This window comes from Modestobacter sp. I12A-02662 (assembly GCF_041028325.1).
Lineage (GTDB): Bacteria > Actinomycetota > Actinomycetes > Mycobacteriales > Geodermatophilaceae > Modestobacter.
Genome location: NZ_JABGDE010000010.1, coordinates 189,531 through 209,341, shown reverse-complemented (window position 1 = coordinate 209,341; position 19,811 = coordinate 189,531). Strand labels below are relative to the sequence as shown.

General features: G+C 74.1%; 17 protein-coding genes. 14 read left to right on the top strand and 3 right to left on the bottom strand.

The features are described 5' to 3' along the window. Positions 1 to 269: 269 nt before the first annotated feature. Together HL189_RS16440 and HL189_RS16435 are read right to left on the bottom strand one after the other, a co-directional pair. A complete protein-coding gene (locus tag HL189_RS16440; RefSeq protein WP_369134791.1) occupies positions 270 to 935 on the bottom strand; it encodes a DUF2461 domain-containing protein in 666 nt (221 codons plus the stop codon). Beyond that, positions 932 to 1,516 carry an N-acetyltransferase family protein gene (locus tag HL189_RS16435; protein WP_369134790.1) on the bottom strand — a complete coding sequence of 195 codons (585 nt, stop codon included), beginning with the start codon at positions 1,514 to 1,516 and terminating at the stop codon, positions 932 to 934. Before HL189_RS16435 ends, HL189_RS16440 begins: the two co-directional genes overlap by 4 nt. A 75-nt stretch (positions 1,517 to 1,591) precedes the next feature. Here HL189_RS16435 and HL189_RS16430 point away from each other — a divergent pair, with 75 nt between their 5' ends. The 6 genes from HL189_RS16430 to HL189_RS16405 all read left to right on the top strand — a co-directional run bounded on the left by HL189_RS16430 (position 1,592) and on the right by HL189_RS16405 (position 7,665). Further along, a complete protein-coding gene (locus HL189_RS16430) occupies positions 1,592 to 2,809 on the top strand; it encodes a winged helix-turn-helix domain-containing protein (protein ID WP_369134789.1) in 1,218 nt (405 codons plus the stop codon). A 66-nt stretch (positions 2,810 to 2,875) separates the two neighbouring features. Then, positions 2,876 to 3,628, top strand: a complete 753-nt coding sequence (thyX, locus tag HL189_RS16425) for an FAD-dependent thymidylate synthase (protein ID WP_369134788.1) — start codon at positions 2,876 to 2,878, stop codon at positions 3,626 to 3,628. A gap of 22 nt (positions 3,629 to 3,650) precedes the next feature. Next, positions 3,651 to 4,460: a thymidylate synthase gene (locus tag HL189_RS16420; RefSeq protein ID WP_369134787.1), complete on the top strand. Its 810-nt coding sequence runs from the start codon at positions 3,651 to 3,653 to the stop codon at positions 4,458 to 4,460. A 23-nt stretch (positions 4,461 to 4,483) separates the two neighbouring features. Continuing rightward, positions 4,484 to 5,044: a dihydrofolate reductase gene (locus tag HL189_RS16415; protein ID WP_369134786.1), complete on the top strand. Its 561-nt coding sequence runs from the start codon at positions 4,484 to 4,486 to the stop codon at positions 5,042 to 5,044. A 9-nt stretch (positions 5,045 to 5,053) separates the two neighbouring features. Beyond that, positions 5,054 to 5,950, top strand: coding sequence for a 4-hydroxy-tetrahydrodipicolinate synthase (dapA, locus tag HL189_RS16410; protein ID WP_369134785.1), 897 nt, complete (start codon positions 5,054 to 5,056; stop codon positions 5,948 to 5,950). Continuing rightward, positions 5,947 to 7,665 (top strand): ribonuclease J, encoded by a 1,719-nt coding sequence (locus HL189_RS16405; protein ID WP_369134784.1) that lies wholly within the window; start codon positions 5,947 to 5,949, stop codon positions 7,663 to 7,665. Before dapA ends, HL189_RS16405 begins: the two co-directional genes overlap by 4 nt. A gap of 168 nt (positions 7,666 to 7,833) precedes the next feature. Here the strand turns inward: HL189_RS16405 and HL189_RS16400 are convergent, their stop codons facing one another. Next, positions 7,834 to 9,801: a prolyl oligopeptidase family serine peptidase gene (locus HL189_RS16400; protein WP_369134783.1), complete on the bottom strand. Its 1,968-nt coding sequence runs from the start codon at positions 9,799 to 9,801 to the stop codon at positions 7,834 to 7,836. A 129-nt stretch (positions 9,802 to 9,930) separates the two neighbouring features. On the opposite strand from HL189_RS16400, the gene HL189_RS16395 reads away from it, so the two are divergent. From HL189_RS16395 to HL189_RS16360, 8 genes are all read left to right on the top strand, one after another. Beyond that, a complete protein-coding gene (locus HL189_RS16395; protein WP_369134782.1) occupies positions 9,931 to 12,468 on the top strand; it encodes a DNA translocase FtsK in 2,538 nt (845 codons plus the stop codon). Between the two features lie 111 nt (positions 12,469 to 12,579). Further along, positions 12,580 to 14,064, top strand: a complete 1,485-nt coding sequence (gene rimO, locus HL189_RS16390; RefSeq protein ID WP_369134781.1) for a 30S ribosomal protein S12 methylthiotransferase RimO — start codon at positions 12,580 to 12,582, stop codon at positions 14,062 to 14,064. Positions 14,065 to 14,079: 15 nt separating this feature from the next. After that, positions 14,080 to 14,748, top strand: a complete 669-nt coding sequence (gene pgsA / locus HL189_RS16385; protein WP_369134780.1) for a CDP-diacylglycerol--glycerol-3-phosphate 3-phosphatidyltransferase — start codon at positions 14,080 to 14,082, stop codon at positions 14,746 to 14,748. Beyond that, positions 14,745 to 15,230 (top strand): CinA family protein, encoded by a 486-nt coding sequence (locus HL189_RS16380; RefSeq protein WP_369134779.1) that lies wholly within the window; start codon positions 14,745 to 14,747, stop codon positions 15,228 to 15,230. Before pgsA ends, HL189_RS16380 begins: the two co-directional genes overlap by 4 nt. 162 nt (positions 15,231 to 15,392) lie before the next feature. Next, positions 15,393 to 15,809, top strand: a complete 417-nt coding sequence (locus HL189_RS16375; protein WP_369134778.1) for a helix-turn-helix domain-containing protein — start codon at positions 15,393 to 15,395, stop codon at positions 15,807 to 15,809. 191 nt (positions 15,810 to 16,000) lie between these two features. Continuing rightward, complete coding sequence (locus HL189_RS16370; protein WP_369134777.1) at positions 16,001 to 16,795, top strand: TetR/AcrR family transcriptional regulator; 795 nt, start codon at positions 16,001 to 16,003, stop codon at positions 16,793 to 16,795. 254 nt (positions 16,796 to 17,049) lie between these two features. After that, entirely contained in the window at positions 17,050 to 18,348 is a 1,299-nt protein-coding gene (locus HL189_RS16365) for a DUF4032 domain-containing protein (protein ID WP_369134776.1), read from the top strand. Positions 18,349 to 18,580: 232 nt separating this feature from the next. After that, a complete protein-coding gene (locus HL189_RS16360; protein ID WP_369134775.1) occupies positions 18,581 to 19,786 on the top strand; it encodes an extracellular solute-binding protein in 1,206 nt (401 codons plus the stop codon). The last annotated feature ends 25 nt before the right edge of the window (positions 19,787 to 19,811 follow it).

The window sequence follows — 19,811 nt, the reverse complement described above, 5'->3', positions numbered from 1 at the left end:
GAAGCTAAGCCTTTCAGCGCCGATGGTACTGCCCCGGGGACGGGGTGGGAGAGTAGGACACCGCCGGACAACCATTCCCGGAACGGGGGTCAGAGCATCACTGCTCTGGCCCCCGTTTCGGCATGCCTGAAACCCGGTACACCCCCAACACCGGGCGCCAGCCCGGAAAAGCCGCCGTACTTCAGCCCGATGAAGCCCGCTCGGGTGTTGGACCGGGGCCGCGGTGGCTCAGGTGCGGGCGTCCCGGTCCCGCCGGACCGTGGGCTGAGTCAGCGTCGCCGATCCGGCGGTGCGGTGCTCGCGCCGACGTTGTCGGCCAGCCAGCGGTTGAGCGCGGCGAACTGCCGCCATGCCTCCCGCACCCGATCCAGCGCCCCGGGACCGTGCAGCCAGTCCTCGGGCGCCCACTCCGCCGAGGCGTGCAGCGACTTGTGGCGCAGCAGCTCGGCCCGCGGGTGGTCGGCGGAGTAGCCGCGGGGCATCCGGACGAGCCGGTCGCCGTCGATCGTGTAGCCGGCGGCGCGCAGCCGGTCGACCTCTGCGGCCAGCGGCCCGCCCGGCAGGTCGTCGGCCACCGCTCGGCGGTACCGCTCGACCTGGTCCGCCTCGAGGCGCCAGCAGCCACCCGCCACGAACAGCCCGTCCGCGGAGATCTGCACGTACACCGAGCCGAGGCCACGCCCCTCGGGGTGCAGGACCGTGCCCTGGTGCGTCTTGTACGGCGTCTTGTCCGAGCTGAAGCGGACGTCCCGGTACGGACGGAACAGCTTGGCCGGGCCGAACTCGGCGGCGAGCTCGTCGGCGAGCGCCTGCATGGGCGCACGGACGTACCGCTCGTAGTCCTGCCGGTGCTCGGTCCAGTAGGCCTTGCTGTTGTCCGCGTCGAGCCCCTCGTAGAAGACGAGGCCCTCGTCGGGGAAACCGGTGAACGTCACGGTGCTCCTCGGTCGTCGTCCCGTTCGTCGTCGAGGCGGGTGTGCCAGCGCAGCTGGCGGATGGTCGCCGTGCCGGTGTCGAGGTCACGCGCCCAGCCGTCCGGGGCCCATCCGGCGCTGCGCAGGAACCCTGCGGTGACCTCGTCGGCCTCCGGCACCCAGCTGACCAGCGTGCCGACGCCCCGTTCGCCGGCGAGGTCCGCGACGGCCGCGAGCAGCCGGCTGCCGTGGCCACGCCGGCCCCACCGCGGCTCGACCAGCAGCGTGGTCAGCTCGGCGGCGGGCTGGTCGTCCGGGGTGCCGGCCGGGGCGAACGCCGCCACGCCGACGACGTCGTCCGACTCCACGGCCACCAGGACGCCGTGGTCGGGGCCCGGCGGTGCGCCGATGGCCTCCGCCCAGGCGTCGGCTGCCCCCTGCTCGTCCCAGCCGTCGAGCACCTCGGCCGGCAGCAGCGCCCGGTAGGCGGTCCGCCAGGTGACCAGCTGGACCCGCGCGACCGCTGCTTCGTCGCCTGGTTGAGCGCGGCGGACACGCACGTCGGCGCGCCCGAGCGGACCGGGCCGGGAGGGTGGGTGCACGCCCGGCAGCCTAGGGAGGGCACCGCTGCCCGCGCACCAGGCGGGTTGTCGTACCCACCCGGCAGGATCGGCTCCGTGACCAGACCCGCCGAACGGCTGTCCGCCGCCCTGGCACGGCGGATCGCGCTGGCCGCCCAGGGGCTCGCGGATCCGCGTCCCGCCGGGGAGCCGGGCACCCGTCAGCTGCGCCGGTCGGCCGAACAGCTCGCCGTGGTGCAGATCGACTCGGTCAACGTGCTGAGCCGGTCCCACTACCTCCCGTTCTTCAGCCGCCTGGGGCCCTATCCCCGGCCGGCGCTGGACGCGCTCTCCAACCGGCGTCACGACCTGTTCGAGTTCTGGGCGCACGAGGCGTCCTTCCTGCCGGTCCGGTTGCACCCGCACCTGCGCTGGCGGATGGCCGCCGCGGAGGAGCACGCCTGGCGGAACATGGTCCGGCTGCAACGGGAACGCCCCGGGTACGTCGCCGAGGTCCTCGACCGCGTCCGCGCGGAGGGGCCGCTGAAGGCCAGCCAGCTGCTGGAGCACCGGCGCGACCGCCCCGGCACGATGTGGAACTGGCACGCCGGCAAGGTCGCGCTCGAGTGGCTGTTCTTCACCGGTGCGCTCACCGCGCGCGCCCGCACCGCCGGCTTCGAGCGGGTGTACGACCTCCCCGAGCGGGTGCTCCCCGCCGCGGTCGTGCAGGCGCCCACGCCGGAGCGGCCCGACGCCGTCCGCGAGCTGGTCCGGACCGCCGCACGGGCGCTGGGCGTCGCCACCGAGACCGATCTGCGCGACTACTTCCGGCTGTCCCCGGCCGACGCCCGCACCGCGGTGGCCGAGCTGGCCGAGGCCGGCGAGGTGCTGCCGGTGGAGGTGGACGGATGGGGACGCCCGGCCTGGCTCGACCCGGCCGCGCGGCGGCCGCGCCGCGCCCAGGCCCGCGCGCTGCTGAGCCCCTTCGACTCACTGGTCTGGGAACGTCCGCGGGTTGAACGCATCTTCGGCTTCCGCTACCGGCTGGAGATCTACACCCCGGCGGCCAAGCGCGTGCACGGCTACTACGTGCTGCCGTTCCTGCTGGGTGACGCCCTCGTGGCCCGGGTCGACCTCAAGGCCGACCGGCTTCCCGGCGTGCTGCGGGTGCAGGCCGCACACGCCGAACCCGGGGTGGACCACTGCGCGGTGGCCGCGGCGCTCGCCGCCGAGCTCCGGCTCATGGCGGACTGGATGGAGCTGACCGACGTCGCGGTCACCGGGGCGGGGGACCTGGCGCCGGCGCTCTCCGGTGCGCTCCCGGCAGCGGCGTGACCGGGTCGGCCCCGCGAGGGCAGTGCCTGCCGCGGCCGCTGTCGTCCGCCGCCGTACGCTCGCCGGGTGCCCGCCATCGCCCCGCTGAAGGTCGAGGTCGTCGCCCAGACCGCGTTCACCCCACCCGCCGACGTGCCCTGGGAGACCGACGCCGAGGGCGGTCAGGCGCTCGCCGAGTTCGCCGGGCGGGCCTGCTACCAGTCGTGGGACAAGCCCAACCCGGCCACGGCCACCAACCAGGGCTACCTGCGGCACATCCTCGAGGTGGGCCACCTGTCGGTGCTCGAGCACGGCACCGTGAGCATGTACCTGTCGGGGGTCTCCCGGTCGCTCACCCACGAGCTGATCCGGCACCGGCACTTCTCCTACAGCCAGCTGTCCCAGCGCTACGTGCCGGAGCGGGACGCCGCCGTCGTCGAGCCCGCCGTCATCGCCGACGACCCGGAGCTGCACGAGCTGTTCCTCGCCGTGACCGACGCGGCGGTGGCCGCCTACGAGACGCTGCTCGAGGGGCTGGAGGAGCGGTTCGCCGACGTCCCCAACGCCACCCTCCGCCGCAAGCAGGCCCGGCAGGCCGCCCGCTCGGTGCTGCCCAACGCCACCGAGACGCGCGTCGTGGTCACCGGCAACTACCGGGCGTGGCGGCACTTCATCGCCATGCGCGCCAGCGAGCACGCCGACGTCGAGATGCGCCAGGTCGCCGTCGCCTGCCTGCGCGAGCTGCAACGGGTCGCCGGCCACGTGTTCAGCGACTTCCGGATCAGCGGGCTCGCCGACGGCACCGAGGTCGCCGCGAGCCCCTACGTCACCGAGGGTTGAGCCCCGCTTAGAGTCGGTGCCCGTGGCGGACCCGACGATCGACACCCAGTACGAGGACCTGCTGCGCCGGGTGCTCGAGACCGGCAGCCCGAAGTCCGACCGCACCGGCACCGGCACGGTGAGCCTGTTCGGGGAGCGGCTGCGCTACGACCTGTCCCGCGGGTTCCCGCTCGTGACCACCAAGAGGGTGCACTTCAAGTCGGTCGCCTACGAGCTGCTGTGGTTCCTGCGCGGTGAGGGCAACGTTCGCTGGCTGCAGGAGCACGGCGTGAGCATCTGGGACGAGTGGGCGGCCGAGGACGGCAGCCTGGGCCCCGTCTACGGCGTGCAGTGGCGGTCCTGGCCGACGCCGGACGGCGGCACGGTCGACCAGCTGTCCGCGGTGCTGGAGACGCTGCGGACCGACCCGGACTCCCGCCGGATGATCGTCTCGGCCTGGAACGTGGCCGCGCTGCCGGACATGGCGCTGGCGCCCTGCCACGCCCTGTTCCAGTTCTCCGTCGCCGACGGCCGGCTGTCCTGCCAGCTCTACCAGCGCAGCGCCGACCTCTTCCTCGGCGTCCCGTTCAACATCGCCAGCTACGCCCTGCTCACCCAGATGGTGGCCCAGCAGGTGGGCCTGGAGCCGGGCGACTTCATCTGGGTGGGCGGGGACTGCCACATCTACGCCAACCACGTGGAGCAGGTGCGCGAGCAGCTGGCCCGCGAGGTGCGGCCGTTCCCGCGGCTGACCATCGACCCGGCCCCGTCGCTGTTCGAGCACGACTACGCCGACTTCCACGTGCACGACTACGACCCGCACCCGGCCATCCGCGGTGCGGTGGCCGTCTGAGCGAGCTGGGCAGGTCGGCGGTCGTGCAGGGCACCGTCCGGCTCGTCTGGGCCCAGGGGGACGGCGGCGTGATCGGCGCCGACGGGGCGCTGCCCTGGCACCTCCCCGAGGACCTGCGGCTCTTCCGTGCGCTCACCGTGGGCACGACGGTGGTGATGGGCCGGCGGACCTGGGAGTCCCTGCCGCCCCGGGTGCGACCGCTGCCGGGCCGGCGCAACGTCGTCCTCAGCACCACCCTGCCGACCGCGGGCGCGGGAGTGCACGTCGCGCGTTCCACGGACGACGTGCCGGCCGCCGACGGCGACGTCTGGGTGATCGGTGGCGGCAGCGTCTACGCCGCGTTCCTGGCCCGGGCCGCCGCGGCCGTGGTCACCGAGGTCGACGTCCGGGTGCCCGGGGACACCTGGGCGCCCGCGCTGCCCGAGGACGAGTGGGTACGCGCCGCCGGGACCGGGTGGCTGACGTCCTCGACCGGGCTGCGCTACCGGGTCACCCTGTCGCGACGGCGGACCGAGCCGGACGGCGGGGCGGCGGACGGGCCCGCCGCCGTCCTGGCGCGCTGGTCCGCTGGCGGCGGTCGGTAGATTCGCACCATGACCACCGACCCCGCCCGGCCCTTCGGGCGAGTCCTCACGGCGATGGTCACCCCGCTCGCCGAGGACGGCACGATCGACCTCGCGGGGGCCCAGCACCTGGCGTCCCACCTGGTCGACCGGCAGGCGCACGACGGCCTGGTCGTCATGGGCACGACGGGGGAGTCGCCCACGATCAGCGACGGTGAGCAGCACGCGGTGCTCGAGGCGGTGATCGACGCCGTCGGCGACCGGGCCACCGTGATCGCCGGCGTCGGCACCAACGACACCGCCCACTCCATCGAGAAGGCGCAGTCGGCCGCCCGGCTCGGCGTCGACGGGCTGCTCGTCGTCACCCCGTACTACAACAAGCCGCCCCAGGCCGGGCTGCTGCGGCACTTCACCGCGGTCGCCGACAGCACCGACCTGCCGGTGATGCTCTACGACATCCCACCGCGCTCGGTCGTGCCGATCGAGGTCGAGACCCTCGTCCGGGCCGCCGAGCACCCCAACATCGTCGCCGTGAAGGACGCCAAGGGGGACCTCGGCGCGGTGCAGTGGACCCTGGCGCGCACCGACCTGGCCTACTACTCCGGCGAGGACATGCTGAACCTGCCGCTGCTCGCGGTCGGCGCGGTCGGCGTGGTCAGCGTCGTCGGGCACCTGGTCGGCACCCGGCTGGCGGAGTTGATCGCCGCCGTCGACTCCGGTGACCTGGTGAAGGCCCGCGCGGTCAACGAGAGCCTGTTGCCGGTCTACACCGGCATCTTCCGTACCCAAGGTGTGATCACGGTGAAGGCGGCGCTGCGCGCGCTCGGCCTGCCGGCGGGGCCGGTCCGCCCGCCGCTGGTCGACGCCACTCCCGAACAGGTGGAGCAGTTGCGCACCGACCTCGCCGCCGGAGGAGTCCAGCTGTGACGACGAAGACCCCGCCTGCCCAGCAGGCCCACCAGCCGCACCTGGACCTCCAGGCGCCCCCGCCGCTGCCCCCCGGCGCCCTGCGGGTGATGGCGCTCGGCGGGCTGGGCGAGATCGGCCGGAACATGGCCGTGCTGGAGTTCGACGGCAAGCTGCTGGTCATCGACTGCGGCGTGCTGTTCCCCGAGGCGGAGCAGCCCGGCATCGACCTGATCCTGCCCGACTTCGGCGTGATCGAGCACCGGCTGGACGACATCGTCGGCGTCGTCCTCACCCACGGGCACGAGGACCACATCGGCGCGATCCCGTACCTGCTGCGGCTGCGCGGGGACATCCCGCTGATCGGCTCCCGGTTCACGCTGGCGCTGGTGCGCGCCAAGCTGCGCGAGCACCGGATCGACCCGGTGCTCGTCGAGGTGGCCGCCGGGGACGACCACCTGGCCGGTCCGTTCCACACCGAGTTCATCAACGTCAACCACTCGATCCCCGACGCGCTGGCGGTCGCCGTCCACACCGGGGCCGGGACGCTGGTGCACACCGGCGACTTCAAGATGGACCAGCTGCCGCTGGACGGCGTCCTCACCGACCTGGGTGCCTTCGCCCGGCTGGGCGTCGAGGGGATCGACCTGCTGCTGGCCGACTCGACCAATGCCGAGGTGCCCGGCTTCGTCACCTCCGAGCGCAACATCGGCCCGGTGCTCGACTCGGTGTTCGAGCGGGCCACCCAGCGGCTGATCGTCTCCAGCTTCGCCAGCCACGTGCACCGCATCCAGCAGGTCCTCGACTGCGCGGTCAAGCACGACCGCAAGGTCGCCCTCGTGGGCCGCTCGATGGTGCGCAACATGGGCGTCGCCCAGGACCTCGGCCTGCTGCGGGTGGCGCCGGGGCTGATGGTCAAGCTCGACGAGGCGACGTCCATGCCGCCGGAGCAGGTGGTGCTGATCAGCACCGGCTCCCAGGGGGAGCCGCTGTCCGCGCTCGGCCGGATGGCCCGCGGCGACCACCACCAGGTGACCATCGAGGCCGGCGACACGATCATCCTGGCGTCCTCGCTCGTCCCCGGGAACGAGACGGCGGTCTACAAGGTGATCAACGGCCTGGCCCGGCTCGGTGCCACCGTGGTCCACAAGGAGACGGCGATGGTGCACGTCTCCGGGCACGCGCCCGCCGGCGAGCTGCGCACCCTGATCAACGTCGCCAAGCCCCGGTACCTGATGCCGGTGCACGGCGAGTGGCGGCACCTGCGGGCACACGCCGCGCTGGCCGAGCAGACCGGGATGAGCCGCGACCGGATCCTGCTGGCCGAGGACGGCGTCGTCGTCGACCTGGTCGACGGCAAGGCGTCGATCGTGGGCAGCGTGCCCATCGGCAACGTCTACGTCGACGGGGTCAACGTGGGTGACGTCGGCGAGGAGTCGCTGCAGGCCCGCCGGATCCTCGGGGACGAGGGCTTCGTGGCGCTCACCGTGGTCATCGAGCCGTCCACCCGCACCATCGTGCGGCCGGTGCACCTGTCGACCCGCGGGTTCTCCGACGACCCGACCGCCTTCAACGAGGTGCTCGGGCTGGTCGAGAAGGAGCTCAAGCGCAGCCTGGAGGACGAGCAGGTGGACGCCCACCGGCTCTCCCAGGTGATCCGCCGGACGGTCGGCAAGTGGGTCTCCGACAAGTACCGCCGCCGCCCGATGATCATCCCCACCGTCCTCGAGGTCTGAACCGGACGAGCGGGGCCCGGAGGGCCCCCGAGTCGGGTCCAGGTGTCCGGCGAAGCCGTCTGGTCGCTCATCGCGGGGGTCGGAGACCTCCCGACGAGCGGCCAGGCAGCGGCTGAGCGCAGGTCGGGACGGCACCTGGCCGCGGTGTCGTCCGGTAGGACGACGGTGTCATCGCACCACCTCGATGGGGGCGATGCCCTCCTCGGGGGGCAGGTCGAAGCCGAGCACCTGCGCGTAGAAGGACAGCTCGCCGTCCAGCGCGGCGCGGATGTTCTCCGCCTTGCGGAAGCCGTGCTGCTCGCCGGCGAAGAGCACGTAGGCGTGCGGCACGCCCTTCTCCCGCAGCGCGGCGACCATCAGCTCGGCCTGCGCCGGCGGCACCACCTGGTCCTCGTCGCCCTGGAACACCGCGAGCGGGGTGTCCAGGGACCCGGTGTGGTGGATGGGGGAGCGCTCGGCGTAGACGTCGGCGCCCTCGGGCCACGGGGCGATGAGCCCGTCGAGGTACCGGGACTCGAACGAGTGCGTGTCGGCGGCCAGCGCGGCGAGGTCGGCGACGCCGTAGTGGCTGGCCCCGGCGGCGAAGACCCCGGGGCGGAAGGTGAGCGCCGCGAGCGTCGTGTAGCCACCGGCCGAGCCGCCGCGGATGGCCATCCGCGCGGGGTCGACCCGGCCGGCGTCGGCCAGGAAGCGGGCGCAGGCGACGACGTCGTCCAGGTCCGCGACCCCCCAGCGGCCCCGCAGCGCGTCCCGGTACCGGCGGCCGTAGCCGGTGGAGCCGCGGTAGTCGACGTCGGCGACGGTGAACCCCCGTGAGGTCCAGTACTGCACGCCGAGGTCCAGCACCGGCCGCGCGGCGCTGGTCGGCCCGCCGTGCACCAGCACCAGCAGCGGCGGCCGCTCGCCGTCCGGCCCGGTCGCCTGCGGGTTGGTCGGCGGGTAGACCAGCGCGTGCGCCTCGGCGACCCCGCTCCCGCCGTCCTCGGTGGCGAACGTGACGTGCTCGGGGCGGGAGAACCACCCCGGGTCCAGCCCGAGGTCGCGGGCCGGGCGCAGCACCTCGGTGCGGCCGTCGGGCCCGACCCGCAGCACCACCGGCTCCGACGCCGGCCCGCCGGCCACGCAGACGACCGCGTCGCCGGCGGCGGACACCTGCCCGAAGGCGGCGTAGGGCAGGTCCAGCTCCCGGAGGGTGCCGTCCTCCTCGCGGACGGCCAACCGGTCGGCGCCTTCCCGGCCGTAGGCGAGCACCACCCGCCCGCCGGGCAGCAGCGCGAACCGGCGCTGGCCGAACACCCACTGGGGCCCGGCGATGTCGCTCCCGGTGTCGACCACCAGCTGCGGCTCGCCGCCGCCGGGGACCCAGCGGTACAGCGACCAGACGTCGGTGCGGTCGGCGAGGAACCACAGGCTCCCGTCGGGAGCCCACACCGGCTGGACGACGGACTCCGCGCGGCCGCCCGACCGTCCGCCGGCGACCACCGTCTCTGCGCCGTCGGGGCCGCGGACCACCAGCTCGGCGGCGTCCCAGGGCATGTCCGGGTGCTGCCACTGCAGCCACGCCAGCGAGCGGCCGTCGGGGGAGGGGCGCGGGTCGGAGACGAAGTCCGGTCCGGTGACCAGGACCGTCGTCGTCCCGTCCGGATCGATCCGGACCACCTCGTGGACGACGTCGGCCGCCGCGCCGCTCTCAGCGTGGGTCTCCCGGACGGCGACCACCGCGGTCCCGTCGGGAGCGACCCGCAGGTCCGCGAACCGGACCCCGGCCGGCCGCGCGGGCTCCGGGGTGACCGCCACCGGCTCGCCGCCGGGCTCCACCCGGTACAGCCGCTGATCGGCGTAGCCGGTGAACCAGACGGTGCCGCCCGCGACCGTCCAGGCGCCTCCGCCGTACTCGTGCACCCGGGTGCGGGCGTTCCACGGCGGGGGCAGGAGGTCGGCCGTCGTGCCGTCGGGGGAACGGCGGACCAGCGCCGTCCGGCCGCCCTCGCTGGGGCGTCCCTCCGCCCACCAGACGTCGTCGCCGTCGACGCCGACCTCGCCGAGCCGGGCGGCGGCGCGCACCACCAGCTCGGAGGTGATCAGGGTCGGCCAGCTGCCGTGGGGGAGGACGCGCGGAGCGGTGGAGTCGGTCACGTCGGCAACGTAACCGGGCAGGCCGAGGGAGGACTGGTCGGTCCGCTGCCCGGGTGCCTGCTCGGCTCCGGGCCGGACACGCGGCTGTGAATCGTCCAGCTGGACGCTCCGGGCCATTACCGTCGACGCATGCCTGCTCGCGCGACGTCGAATCGGGCGCCGGCGCGGGGCGGGGCCTCCTCGCGCCCGCGCGCCGGTGGCTCCACCGCCAAGAAGCGCCCGCCGGCCAAGCGCGGCGGCTCCACCGCTGCCCGCCGCCCGGCGCCGAAGAAGGACCAGTGGAGCCTGGGCGGCGGCGCGGTCCGGGCCGCCGCCGGCACCTGGGGCCTGCTCGCCCGCGGCGTCGGCGGTCTCGCCCGCTCGGTCGCCCGTCCCGACGAGGCCGAGCCGCTGGGTGCCGAGCACCGCCGTGACGGCGTCGGGCTCGCCGTGCTGGGCCTGGCCATCGTGCTCGGCGCCGCGGCCTGGACCAACGGCATCGGCCCCGCGGGCGCCGGCCTGGACCGCTCCGTCCGGTTCCTCATCGGCGCGCTGACCGCCGCCCTGCCCGTCGTGCTGCTGCTCGTCGCCCTCCGCCTGCTGCGCCACCCCCCGCGCCCCGAGGCGCGGGGCCGGCTGCTCATCGGCTGGACCTGCGTGGTCGCCGCGGTCGTCGGGATCACGCACGTCACCGGCCCCGACATCGACGCCCGCGACCGGACCGGCGCCGGCGGGGTGCTGGGCTGGGCCGTCGGATCGCCGCTGACCAGCGGTGTCGGCGCCGTCGTCAGCGTGCTGCTGCTGGTCCTGCTCGCCGCCTTCGGGCTGCTGGTCGTCACCGCCACGCCCGTGCACCAGGTGCCCGAGCGGCTGCGGGGCTGGCTGGACCGGCAGCTCGGCCGGGACGGCGACGAGGACTACGACGACTACGACGACCTGTACGAGGACGACGAGGAGGACGAGCAGCCGGCGCCGCGCACCCGGCGTGGGCGCAGGTCCGTGGCCGCCGAGGTCCAGGACACCCTCGACACCGGTGTCGTCATCGACCACGCCGCGTACGACGAGGCGCCGCAGGCGGTGGCGCACGAGCCGGCCGCCGAGGTCGTCCCGGTGCCCCCGGCCCCCCGACGCCCGCCGGTGGTGGTCGACCGCACGGCCCCGCCGGAGAACCTCCCGCCGATCGAGGAGCCGCAGCAGCTGCGGATCGAGCCGGTCGAGGGGGAGTACACGCTGCCCTCGGTCAGCGTGCTGCGCCCGGGCACGCCGCCGCGGGCCAAGTCCAAGGCCAACGACGTCGCCATCGAGGCGATCACCGGCGTGCTGGAGCAGTTCAACATCGACGCCGCCGTCACCAGCTACACCCGCGGTCCGACGGTCACCCGGTACGAGATCGAGCTGGGCAACGCGGTCAAGGTCGAGAAGATCACCGCGCTGACGAAGAACCTCGCCTACGCGGTCGCCAACGACAACATCCGGATCCTCGCCCCCATCCCGGGCAAGTCCGCGGTGGGCGTCGAGGTGCCCAACACCGACCGCGAGACCGTCAGCCTCGGCGACGTCATGCGCTCGCAGGTGGCCAAGCAGGACCCGCACCCGATGCTGGTCGGCCTGGGCAAGGACATCGAGGGCGGGTTCGTCTGCGCCAACCTGGCGAAGATGCCGCACCTGCTGGTCGCCGGTGCCACCGGTGCCGGTAAGTCCAGCTGCATCAACTCGCTGCTGACCTCGCTGCTGCTGCGGGCCACGCCCGACCAGCTGCGGATGATCCTGGTCGACCCGAAGATGGTCGAGCTCACGCCCTACGACGGCATCCCGCACCTGATCACGCCGATCATCACCGACCCGAAGAAGGCCGCGACCGCGCTGGCCTGGCTGGTCGAGGAGATGGAGCAGCGCTACCAGGACATGCGGTCCACCGGGGTGCGGCACATCGACGACTTCAACCGCAAGGTCGAGGCCGGCGAGATCACCGCCCCGCCGGGCAGCGAGCGGGTCTACCAGCCCTACCCGTACATCCTGGCGATCGTCGACGAGCTGGCCGACCTGATGATGGTCGCGCCGCGGGACGTCGAGGAGTCGATCGTCCGGATCACCCAGAAGGCGCGTGCGGCCGGCATCCACCTGGTGCTCGCCACGCAGCGCCCGTCGGTGGACGTCGTCACCGGCCTGATCAAGGCGAACGTGCCCTCGCGGCTGGCCTTCTCCACCTCCAGCCTCACCGACAGCCGGGTCATCCTCGACCAGCCCGGCGCGGAGAAGCTCATCGGCATGGGTGACGCCCTGTTCCTGCCCATCGGTGCGGGCAAGCCGATGCGCGTGCAGGGCGCGTACGTCTCCGACGCCGAGATCGAGGCGGTCGTCGAGTTCACCAAGCGGCAGGCCGAGCCCGAGTACCGGGAAGAGGTCTTCACCGCGGCGGCCGGTGAGAAGAAGGAGATCGACGAGGACATCGGCGGTGACCTGGAGCTGCTGGTCCAGGCGGTCGAGCTCGTCGTCACCAGCCAGTTCGGGTCGACGTCGATGCTGCAGCGCAAGCTGCGGGTCGGGTTCGCGAAGGCCGGCCGGCTGATGGACCTCATGGAGAGCCGCGGGATCGTCGGCCCGTCGGAGGGGTCCAAGGCGCGCGACGTCCTGGTCAAGCCCGACGAGCTGGAGTCGGTGATGTTCACCCTGCGCGGCGGGGAGTAGGAGAAGGACCCCGCTGCCCCCCACGCCTCGCAGGCTCGGCGCGGGACCCTGCAGCGGGGCCGAATTCGTGAGATTTCCGGCCCGGCCTCGGACAGCGCCTAGGATGGTCCGGTGCCAGCCCTGCCCCGCTCCCTCCCCACATCGGCCCCCTCCTCCGACGGGGACCGGGACGGGCAGACGCCGCGCCGGGTCGCCGTGGTCACCCTCGGCTGCGCCCGCAACGAGGTCGACTCCGAGGAGCTCGCCGGCCGGCTGGCCGGGGACGGCTACGAGCTGGTCGAGGACGCCGAGGGTGCCGACGCCGTCCTGGTGAACACCTGCGGCTTCATCGAGAGCGCGAAGAAGGACTCGGTCGACGCCATCCTCGCCGCCACCGACTCCGGTGCCGAGGTGATCGCCGTCGGCTGCATGGCCGAGCGCTACGGCGCGGAACTGGCCGGCGCGCTCCCGGAGGCCACGGTGCTCGGGTTCGACGACTACGCCGCGATCGGGAACCGGCTCGACGACGTCCTCAGCGGCCGGACGCTGGTGCCGCACTCGCCGCGCGACCGGCGCACCCTGCTGCCGATCAGCCCGGTGGAGCGCACCGCCGCCACCCGGTCCACCGACGCCCCGGCGATCCCCGGTCACGACTGGCTGAAGCGCCGGCGGCTGACCGGCGGCCCGTCGGCCGCGGTCAAGATCGCCTCCGGCTGCGACCGGCGGTGCGCGTTCTGCGCCATCCCCACGTTCCGCGGCGCCTTCGTGTCCCGGCCCATGGCCGAGGTGCTCGGTGAGGCGCAGTGGCTGGCCGCCCAGGGCGTGACCGAGATCGTCCTGGTCAGCGAGAACTCGACGTCCTACGGCAAGGACACCGGCGACCTGCGGTCGTTGGAGAAGCTGCTGCCCCAGCTGGCCGCCACCCCGGGGATCGCCCGGGTGCGGGTGGCCTACCTGCAGCCGGCCGAGCTGCGCCCGGGCCTGCTGGAGGTGATCGCCGGTACCGACGGCGTCGCCCCGTACTTCGACCTGTCCTTCCAGCACTCCTCGCCGACGCTGCTGCGCCGCATGCGCCGGTTCGGCGGCACCGACGACTTCCTGGCCGTGCTCGAGCGCGCCCGGGCGCTGGCGCCAGGGGCCGGCTTCCGGACCAACGTCATCCTCGGGTTCCCCGGCGAGACCGAGCAGGACGTCGCCGAGCTCGAGCGCTTCCTGGTCGAGGGCCGGCTGGACGCGGTCGGCGTGTTCGGCTACTCCGACGAGGAGGGCACCGAGGCGATGGGCCTGCCCGGCAAGCTCGAGCAGCACGTCATCGACGAGCGGGTCCGCCGGATCACCGACCTGGTCGAGGAGCTCACCGCGCAGCGGGCGGAGGAGCGGATCGGCACCACCGTCGAGGTGCTGATCACCGAGGACCTCTCCGCCGACGAGGAGCCGGGCACCTGGGCCGGGCACGCCGCCCACCAGGACCCGGACGCCGACGGCACCACCACCGTCTCCGGCGTGCCCGCCGACGCCGTCGCCGGGCAGCTGCTGACCGCCGAGGTCGTGGACACCGAGGGCGTGGACCTGGTCGCCCGGGCCCTGGTACCCGCGCTGTCCGGCACCGGGGCCTGAGCCGTGGGCGCGGCGATGCCGGAGGGTGCGGCCGACCCGGCCGCCACACCGCCGCACACCGCGCGGCTGGTGAACCTGCCCAACGCATTGACCGTGCTGCGGCTGGCCGTGGTGCCGCCGTTCGCGATGCTGCTGTTCTCCGACGGGGGCATGGACGTCGGGCAGCGGATCTGGGCCACCGTCTTCTTCACCCTGGCGATCATCACCGACCGGTACGACGGGATGATCGCCCGGCGCAGGAACCAGGTGACCGAGTTCGGCAAGCTCGCCGACCCGATCGCCGACAAGGCGCTCACCGGTACCGCGCTCGTCGGCCTCTCCGCGCTCGGCCTGCTGCCGTGGTGGGTGACCCTGCTCATCCTGGTGCGCGAGGTCGGGGTGACGCTGCTCCGCTTCTGGGTCATCCGGCACGGCGTCATCGCCGCCAGCCGCGGCGGCAAGGCGAAGACCGTGCTGCAGGCGCTGGCCATCGGGCTCTACATCCTCCCGCTCGGCGGCCTGCTCGGCACGATCCGCTGGTGGGTGATGGCGGCCGCCGTCGTGCTCACCGTCGTCACCGGCCTGGACTACGTGGTCCGGGCGATCAGCCTCCGCCGCACCAGCGCCCGCGCCATGCGTGCCGCGGCCGCCCGCCGGGCCGGCGAGGTGGGTCACGGGGACGTCCGCCGGGACACCGCCGCGTGAGCTCCCCCGAGCAGCGGCTGCACGCGGCGTTGCTCTCGCGCGGGGAGACCGTCGCCGCCGCCGAGTCGCTGACCGCCGGGCTGTTCTGCGCCACCCTGGCCACCGTGCCGGGGGCCAGCGCCACGCTCAGGGGCGGCGCGGTCGTCTACGCGACCGACCTCAAGACCGCGCTGGCCGGCGTGCCCGCCCCGCTGCTCGCCGCCTCCGGCCCGGTCAGCGAGCCCACGGCCGCCGCACTCGCCGAGGGCATCCGGGAGCGGTGCACGGCGACCTGGGGCGTCGGGCTGACCGGGGTCGCCGGCCCGGACCCGGTCGACGGGCACGGACCGGGGCGGGTGTACCTCGGGATCAGCGACGGCGCCAGCACCGTCGTCCACCAGCTGGACCTGCCGGGCGACCGGGCGGCTGTGCGGACCGGCGCGGTGGAGGCGGCCCTGCTGCGGCTGCTGGACCGGCTCGACGAGCGGGAAGTCCCCGGGTGAGCGGCGCGTTTACGCCATGAGCGGACGGCTCCCCACCGGGGCGGTGGCGTGGGGCGGCGCCGCGTACGGTGAGTGCACGTCGTCCTCCGGCCGGTCCGGACGACGGCGTCAGTGCTCGCACTGCTCGTTCGACACGCTCCCCGGAGTGGACAGGAGACGGCCATGACGCTGCTGCGCACCCAGCTCGGGAACACCCTGCGCGGGCACCGGCTGCGGCAGCGTCGCACCCTGCGCGACGTCTCGGGCGCCGCCCGGGTGAGCCTGGGCTACCTGTCCGAGGTGGAGCGGGGGCAGAAGGAAGCGTCCTCGGAGCTGCTGGCCTCGATCTGCGACGCCCTCGACCTCGAGCTCGCCGACCTGCTGGCCGAGGTCAGCCTGGAGATGCGGCTGGCCGACGGCGGCCGCCGCCAGGTGCGTCCGCTCACCGTCGCCGAGCCGGCGGAGGAGACGGCGCGCGAGGCCGCCGGAGAGCCCGCCGCCGAGGCCCCGGTCGCGGAGCCCGCCCTCGCGCTCGTCGGTGGGGCGCAGCCGGCCCGCGGCGCCGCGCCGTCCCGGGACGCCGTCTCCCTGGCTGCTTAGGCCACGCCCGCGGTCGGCTCAGCCCGACCGCCGGAGCCCGGATCGTCCTCCTGCAGGGACCCGCGCCGAGCGTGCGGGGCGTGGGGGCAGCGGGGGCCATCCGTGGGGCGTCTGCTGCGCCAGTGACGACACGATCGGCGCTCACCGTCCACCTCCTTGACCCAATGCGACCGGGAGGGCACAAAGTGTCCATGTCTTCCCCCGGATCCTCGTCGTCGCTCCCGCCGCACCCCTCCCTCCCGGTGCCCGGTGCCGGCCGGAGCGGCGTGACGGTGCTCGAGGCCGACGCTGCCGAGCAGGCCGCCGCCGAGGCGGCGGCCACCGGTGGGCAGCACCTGACCACCCCGGTGCCGACGGGTGCCTACCTGCAGCCGCCGCCCGGAATGCAGCTGACCGCCCCGGTGCCGCCGCTCCCGGTCGCGGTCCCCGCGCCCGCGCCGCGCCCGGCTCAGCCCGCGGCGCGCGACTCCCGCCGTCCGGCGGCGCGCGCCGGTGTCGCGATGAGCCGGACCCGTCGCGGCCTGCTGACCGGGGCGCGGACGGCCTTCGCCGAGCGCGGCCTGAGGAAGACGACGATGCAGCACGTCGCCGCCGCCGCGGGCGTGGCCAAGGCCACCCTGTACAACCACTTCCGCACCAAGGACGACGTCGCGCACGCCCTCATCGCCTTCGAGCTCGACCGGCTGGCCGCGCTGGCCGCCGAGCTGCCGCTGACGGTCGCCGTCCCCGCGCTGGCCGAGGAGGTCGGCGCGCACCCGGTGCTGCGCCGGCTCGCCGAGACCGAGCCCGAGGTGCTGGTCCAGATGATGGGGCTGGACACCGCCCGCTGGGGCGACGTCGTGCTGACCCTCGCCGCCGCCCTGCGGATCTCCCGCCCGGAGGCCGAGCTGGTCTGCCGGTGGCTGCTCGGGCTGGTGCTGCAGCCGGGCACGGCACCCGAGCGGGCGGCGCAGGCCGCCGTGATCACCGGGCAGATCGTCGGCTGACGCCGCCGGGAGCACCGCAGGGAGCTGCGAGCCCGCAGGGAGTGAGCATCGCAGCGAGCGCCAGCGAGCGAGGAGCGGACCGGGGGAGGAAGCCGACCGGTGTGCTCGTCGGCTGACGCCGACGCCGGACGGCTCGCACCGCGCCGGTCACCCCCAGGGTGGCCGGCGCGGTGCCGTTCCGGCCGTTCGTGACCGGACACCCGCCGTGGGAGGGTGACGGCGGCGACGGTCCCGACCGGTCCGGCGACCGTGCCGTGACCGTCGACCCCCCGGAGCGCGTGATGCGGTACCTGTTCCGACCACCCGCGGCCGAGGCCGCGGGACTGCTGTCCCTGCCCTGGCACCAGCCGCTGGCGGAGTGGGACGACGCGCTGCTGATCGAGGTCCCGCAGCGGGGCATCTCCCGCCACGTGGTGCGCTTCACCGCCTGCGACGGGCGGGTCTACGCGCTCAAGGAGATCGCCGAACCGCTCGCCCGGCACGAGTACGCGCTGCTGAGCGAGTTCGAGGGCGAGGGGCTGCCCTCGGTCTCCGTGCTGGGCATCTGCGTGGACCGGCCCGACGCCCAGGAGGCGATCCTGGTGACCCGCTACCTCGAGTACTCCATGTCCTACCGCTACCTGTTCTCCGGACCGCGGGCCGAGCACGATCCCGAGCGGCTGATCGACACCCTGGTGCAACTGCTGGTGCGGCTGCACCTGGCCGGCGTCTACTGGGGCGACTGCTCGCTGTCCAACACCCTGTTCCGGCTCGACGCCGGCTCCTACACGGCGTACATGGTCGACGCGGAGACCGCCGAGCGCTACCCGACGCTGTCGGCCGGCAAGCGGGACTACGACGTCCACCTGGCCCGCGAGCGCGTCGGCGCGGAGTTGATGGACCTGCAGGCCGGGGAGCTGCTGCCCGGGGACATCGACCCGATCTCGATCGCCGACGGCCTGCCGGTCCGCTACGCGGCGCTGTGGGAGGAGATCACCCGGGAGGAGGTCTTCCGGGCCGACGAGCAGGCCCTCCGGGTGGCCGAGCGGCTGGCGCGGCTCAACGACCTGGGGTTCGACGTGGGCGAGATCGAGCTGGTCACCTCTCCGGAGGGCGCCCGGCTCCGGGTCGACACCCGGGTCGGCGAGCCCGGGCACAACCGTCGCGAGTTCGCCCGCCTGACCGGGCTCGAGGTGCAGGAGAACCAGGCCCGCCGGCTGCTGAACGACGTCCATTCGTACCGTGCGTACCTGGAGACCCGCGAGGGCGGGCCGGTGGCCGAACTGGAGGCCGGGCGGCGCTGGCTGACCGAGGCCTACCTGCCGGTGGTCGACGCCGTCCCGGCGGAACTGGCCGGTCGGCTCCCTCCGGCGGAGGTCTACCACGAGGTCCTCGAGCACCGGTGGTTCCTCTCCGAGCGGGCCGGTTTCGACGTCGGGACCTGGGCGGCAGTGCGCTCCTACCTGCAACAAGTCCTCCCGCGGACCCCGAGCGAGCTCACCACGCCCTCGGTGATCGCCGACCGCGGCAGGTCCCTCGACAGGCTGGTCACCGGTAGATCACGCTCAGATTGACAGGGGGTGTGACTCGGGCCACGCTCCGAGATCCAGAGGCGGTCATGGGGTCGCTCACGCCAGCAGAGGCGGGTGGACGGTGCTCGACGTGCACATCGGCGGGGACGGCGGCGGACGGGCCGGACGGCCCGGGTCCCCGCATCGGCGGAGATGGCGCCGTGCGGTGGGAGGCGCGGCGTCGGCCCTGGTGCTGAGTTCCGGGCTGGTGGGCTGCGGCGGCGGGGACGGCGGCGTGCCCACGCTGACGTGGTACATCAACCCCGACTCCGGCGGCCAGGCGGAGATCGCCTCCCGGTGCACCGAGGAGGCGGGCGGGCGCTACGTCATCGAGACGGCACAGCTGCCCCGTGAGTCGTCCCAGCAGCGCGAGCAGTTGATCCGCCGCCTGGCGGCGAACGACAGCTCGATCGACATCATCAGCCTCGACCCGCCCTACATCCCGGAGTTCGCCCAGGCCGGCTTCCTGGCCGACGTGCCCGACGAGGTGGAGCAGCGGGTCACCGAGGACGTCGTGCAGTCCGCCATCGAGGGCTCCACCTGGGACGACGAGCTGGTCGCCATCCCGTTCTGGGCCAACACCCAGCTGCTCTGGTACCGCAAGTCCGTCGCGGAGCAGGCCGGGCTGGACATGACCCAGCCGGTCACCTGGGAGCAACTCGTCCAGGCTGCCCAGCAGACCGGCACCACGCTGGGCGCCCAGGGCATCCGGGCCGAGGCCCTCACCGTGTGGGTCAACGCCCTGATCGAGTCCGCCGGCGGCTCGATCATCGAGGAGGCCACCGAGGACCCGGCCGACACCCAGCTGGGGCTGGACTCCGAGCCCGCCCGGCAGGCCGCCGAGGTCATCGAGCTGGTCGCCGACAGCGGGGTCACCGGGCCGGCGTTCTCCACCGCCGGTGAGGACGCCAACGTCGTGCAGTTCGAGGGTGAGGGTGCCGGTTTCATGGTGAACTGGCCCTTCGTCTGGGGGCGCGCGCTCTCCGCGGTCGAGGCGGGCACGATGGACCAGTCGGTGCCCGACGACTACGGGTGGGCGGTCTACCCGCGCGTGGTCGAGGACCAGCCGTCCGCGCCGCCCTACGGCGGGATCAACCTCGGCGTCGGCGCCTTCTCCCTGCACCCGGACTTCGCCTTCGAGGCGACCGAGTGCATCACCACCACGGAGAACCAGGCGTACTACATGACCACCAACGGCAACCCGGCGTCGGACACCGCGGTGTACGACGACCCGGAGGTGCTCGAGGTCTTCCCGATGGCCCCGGTCATCCGGGATTCCCTGGAGCTGGCCGCGTCCCGGCCGCAGACCGCCTACTACAGCGAGGTCTCCGGGAGCATCCAGCGGACCTACCACCCGCCGTCGTCGGTCACGCCGGGCGTCACGGGTCCCGAGGCCGCCGAGCTGATCAAGGCCGTGCTCTCGGGGGAGCAGTTGCTGTGAGCGCGCGTGCGAGTGAACCCATGAG

Bases quoted from the DNA above. Each gene is read 5' to 3' on its own strand.
- HL189_RS16395 (WP_369134782.1), top strand. From the start codon at position 9,931: ATGCCTGCTCGCGCGACGTCGAATCGGGCGCCGGCGCGGGGCGGGGCC.
- HL189_RS16370 (WP_369134777.1), top strand. From the start codon at position 16,001: ATGTCTTCCCCCGGATCCTCGTCGTCGCTCCCGCCGCACCCCTCCCTC.
- pgsA (WP_369134780.1), top strand. From the start codon at position 14,080: ATGCCGGAGGGTGCGGCCGACCCGGCCGCCACACCGCCGCACACCGCG.
- dapA (WP_369134785.1), top strand. From the start codon at position 5,054: ATGACCACCGACCCCGCCCGGCCCTTCGGGCGAGTCCTCACGGCGATG.
- HL189_RS16375 (WP_369134778.1), top strand. From the start codon at position 15,393: ATGACGCTGCTGCGCACCCAGCTCGGGAACACCCTGCGCGGGCACCGG.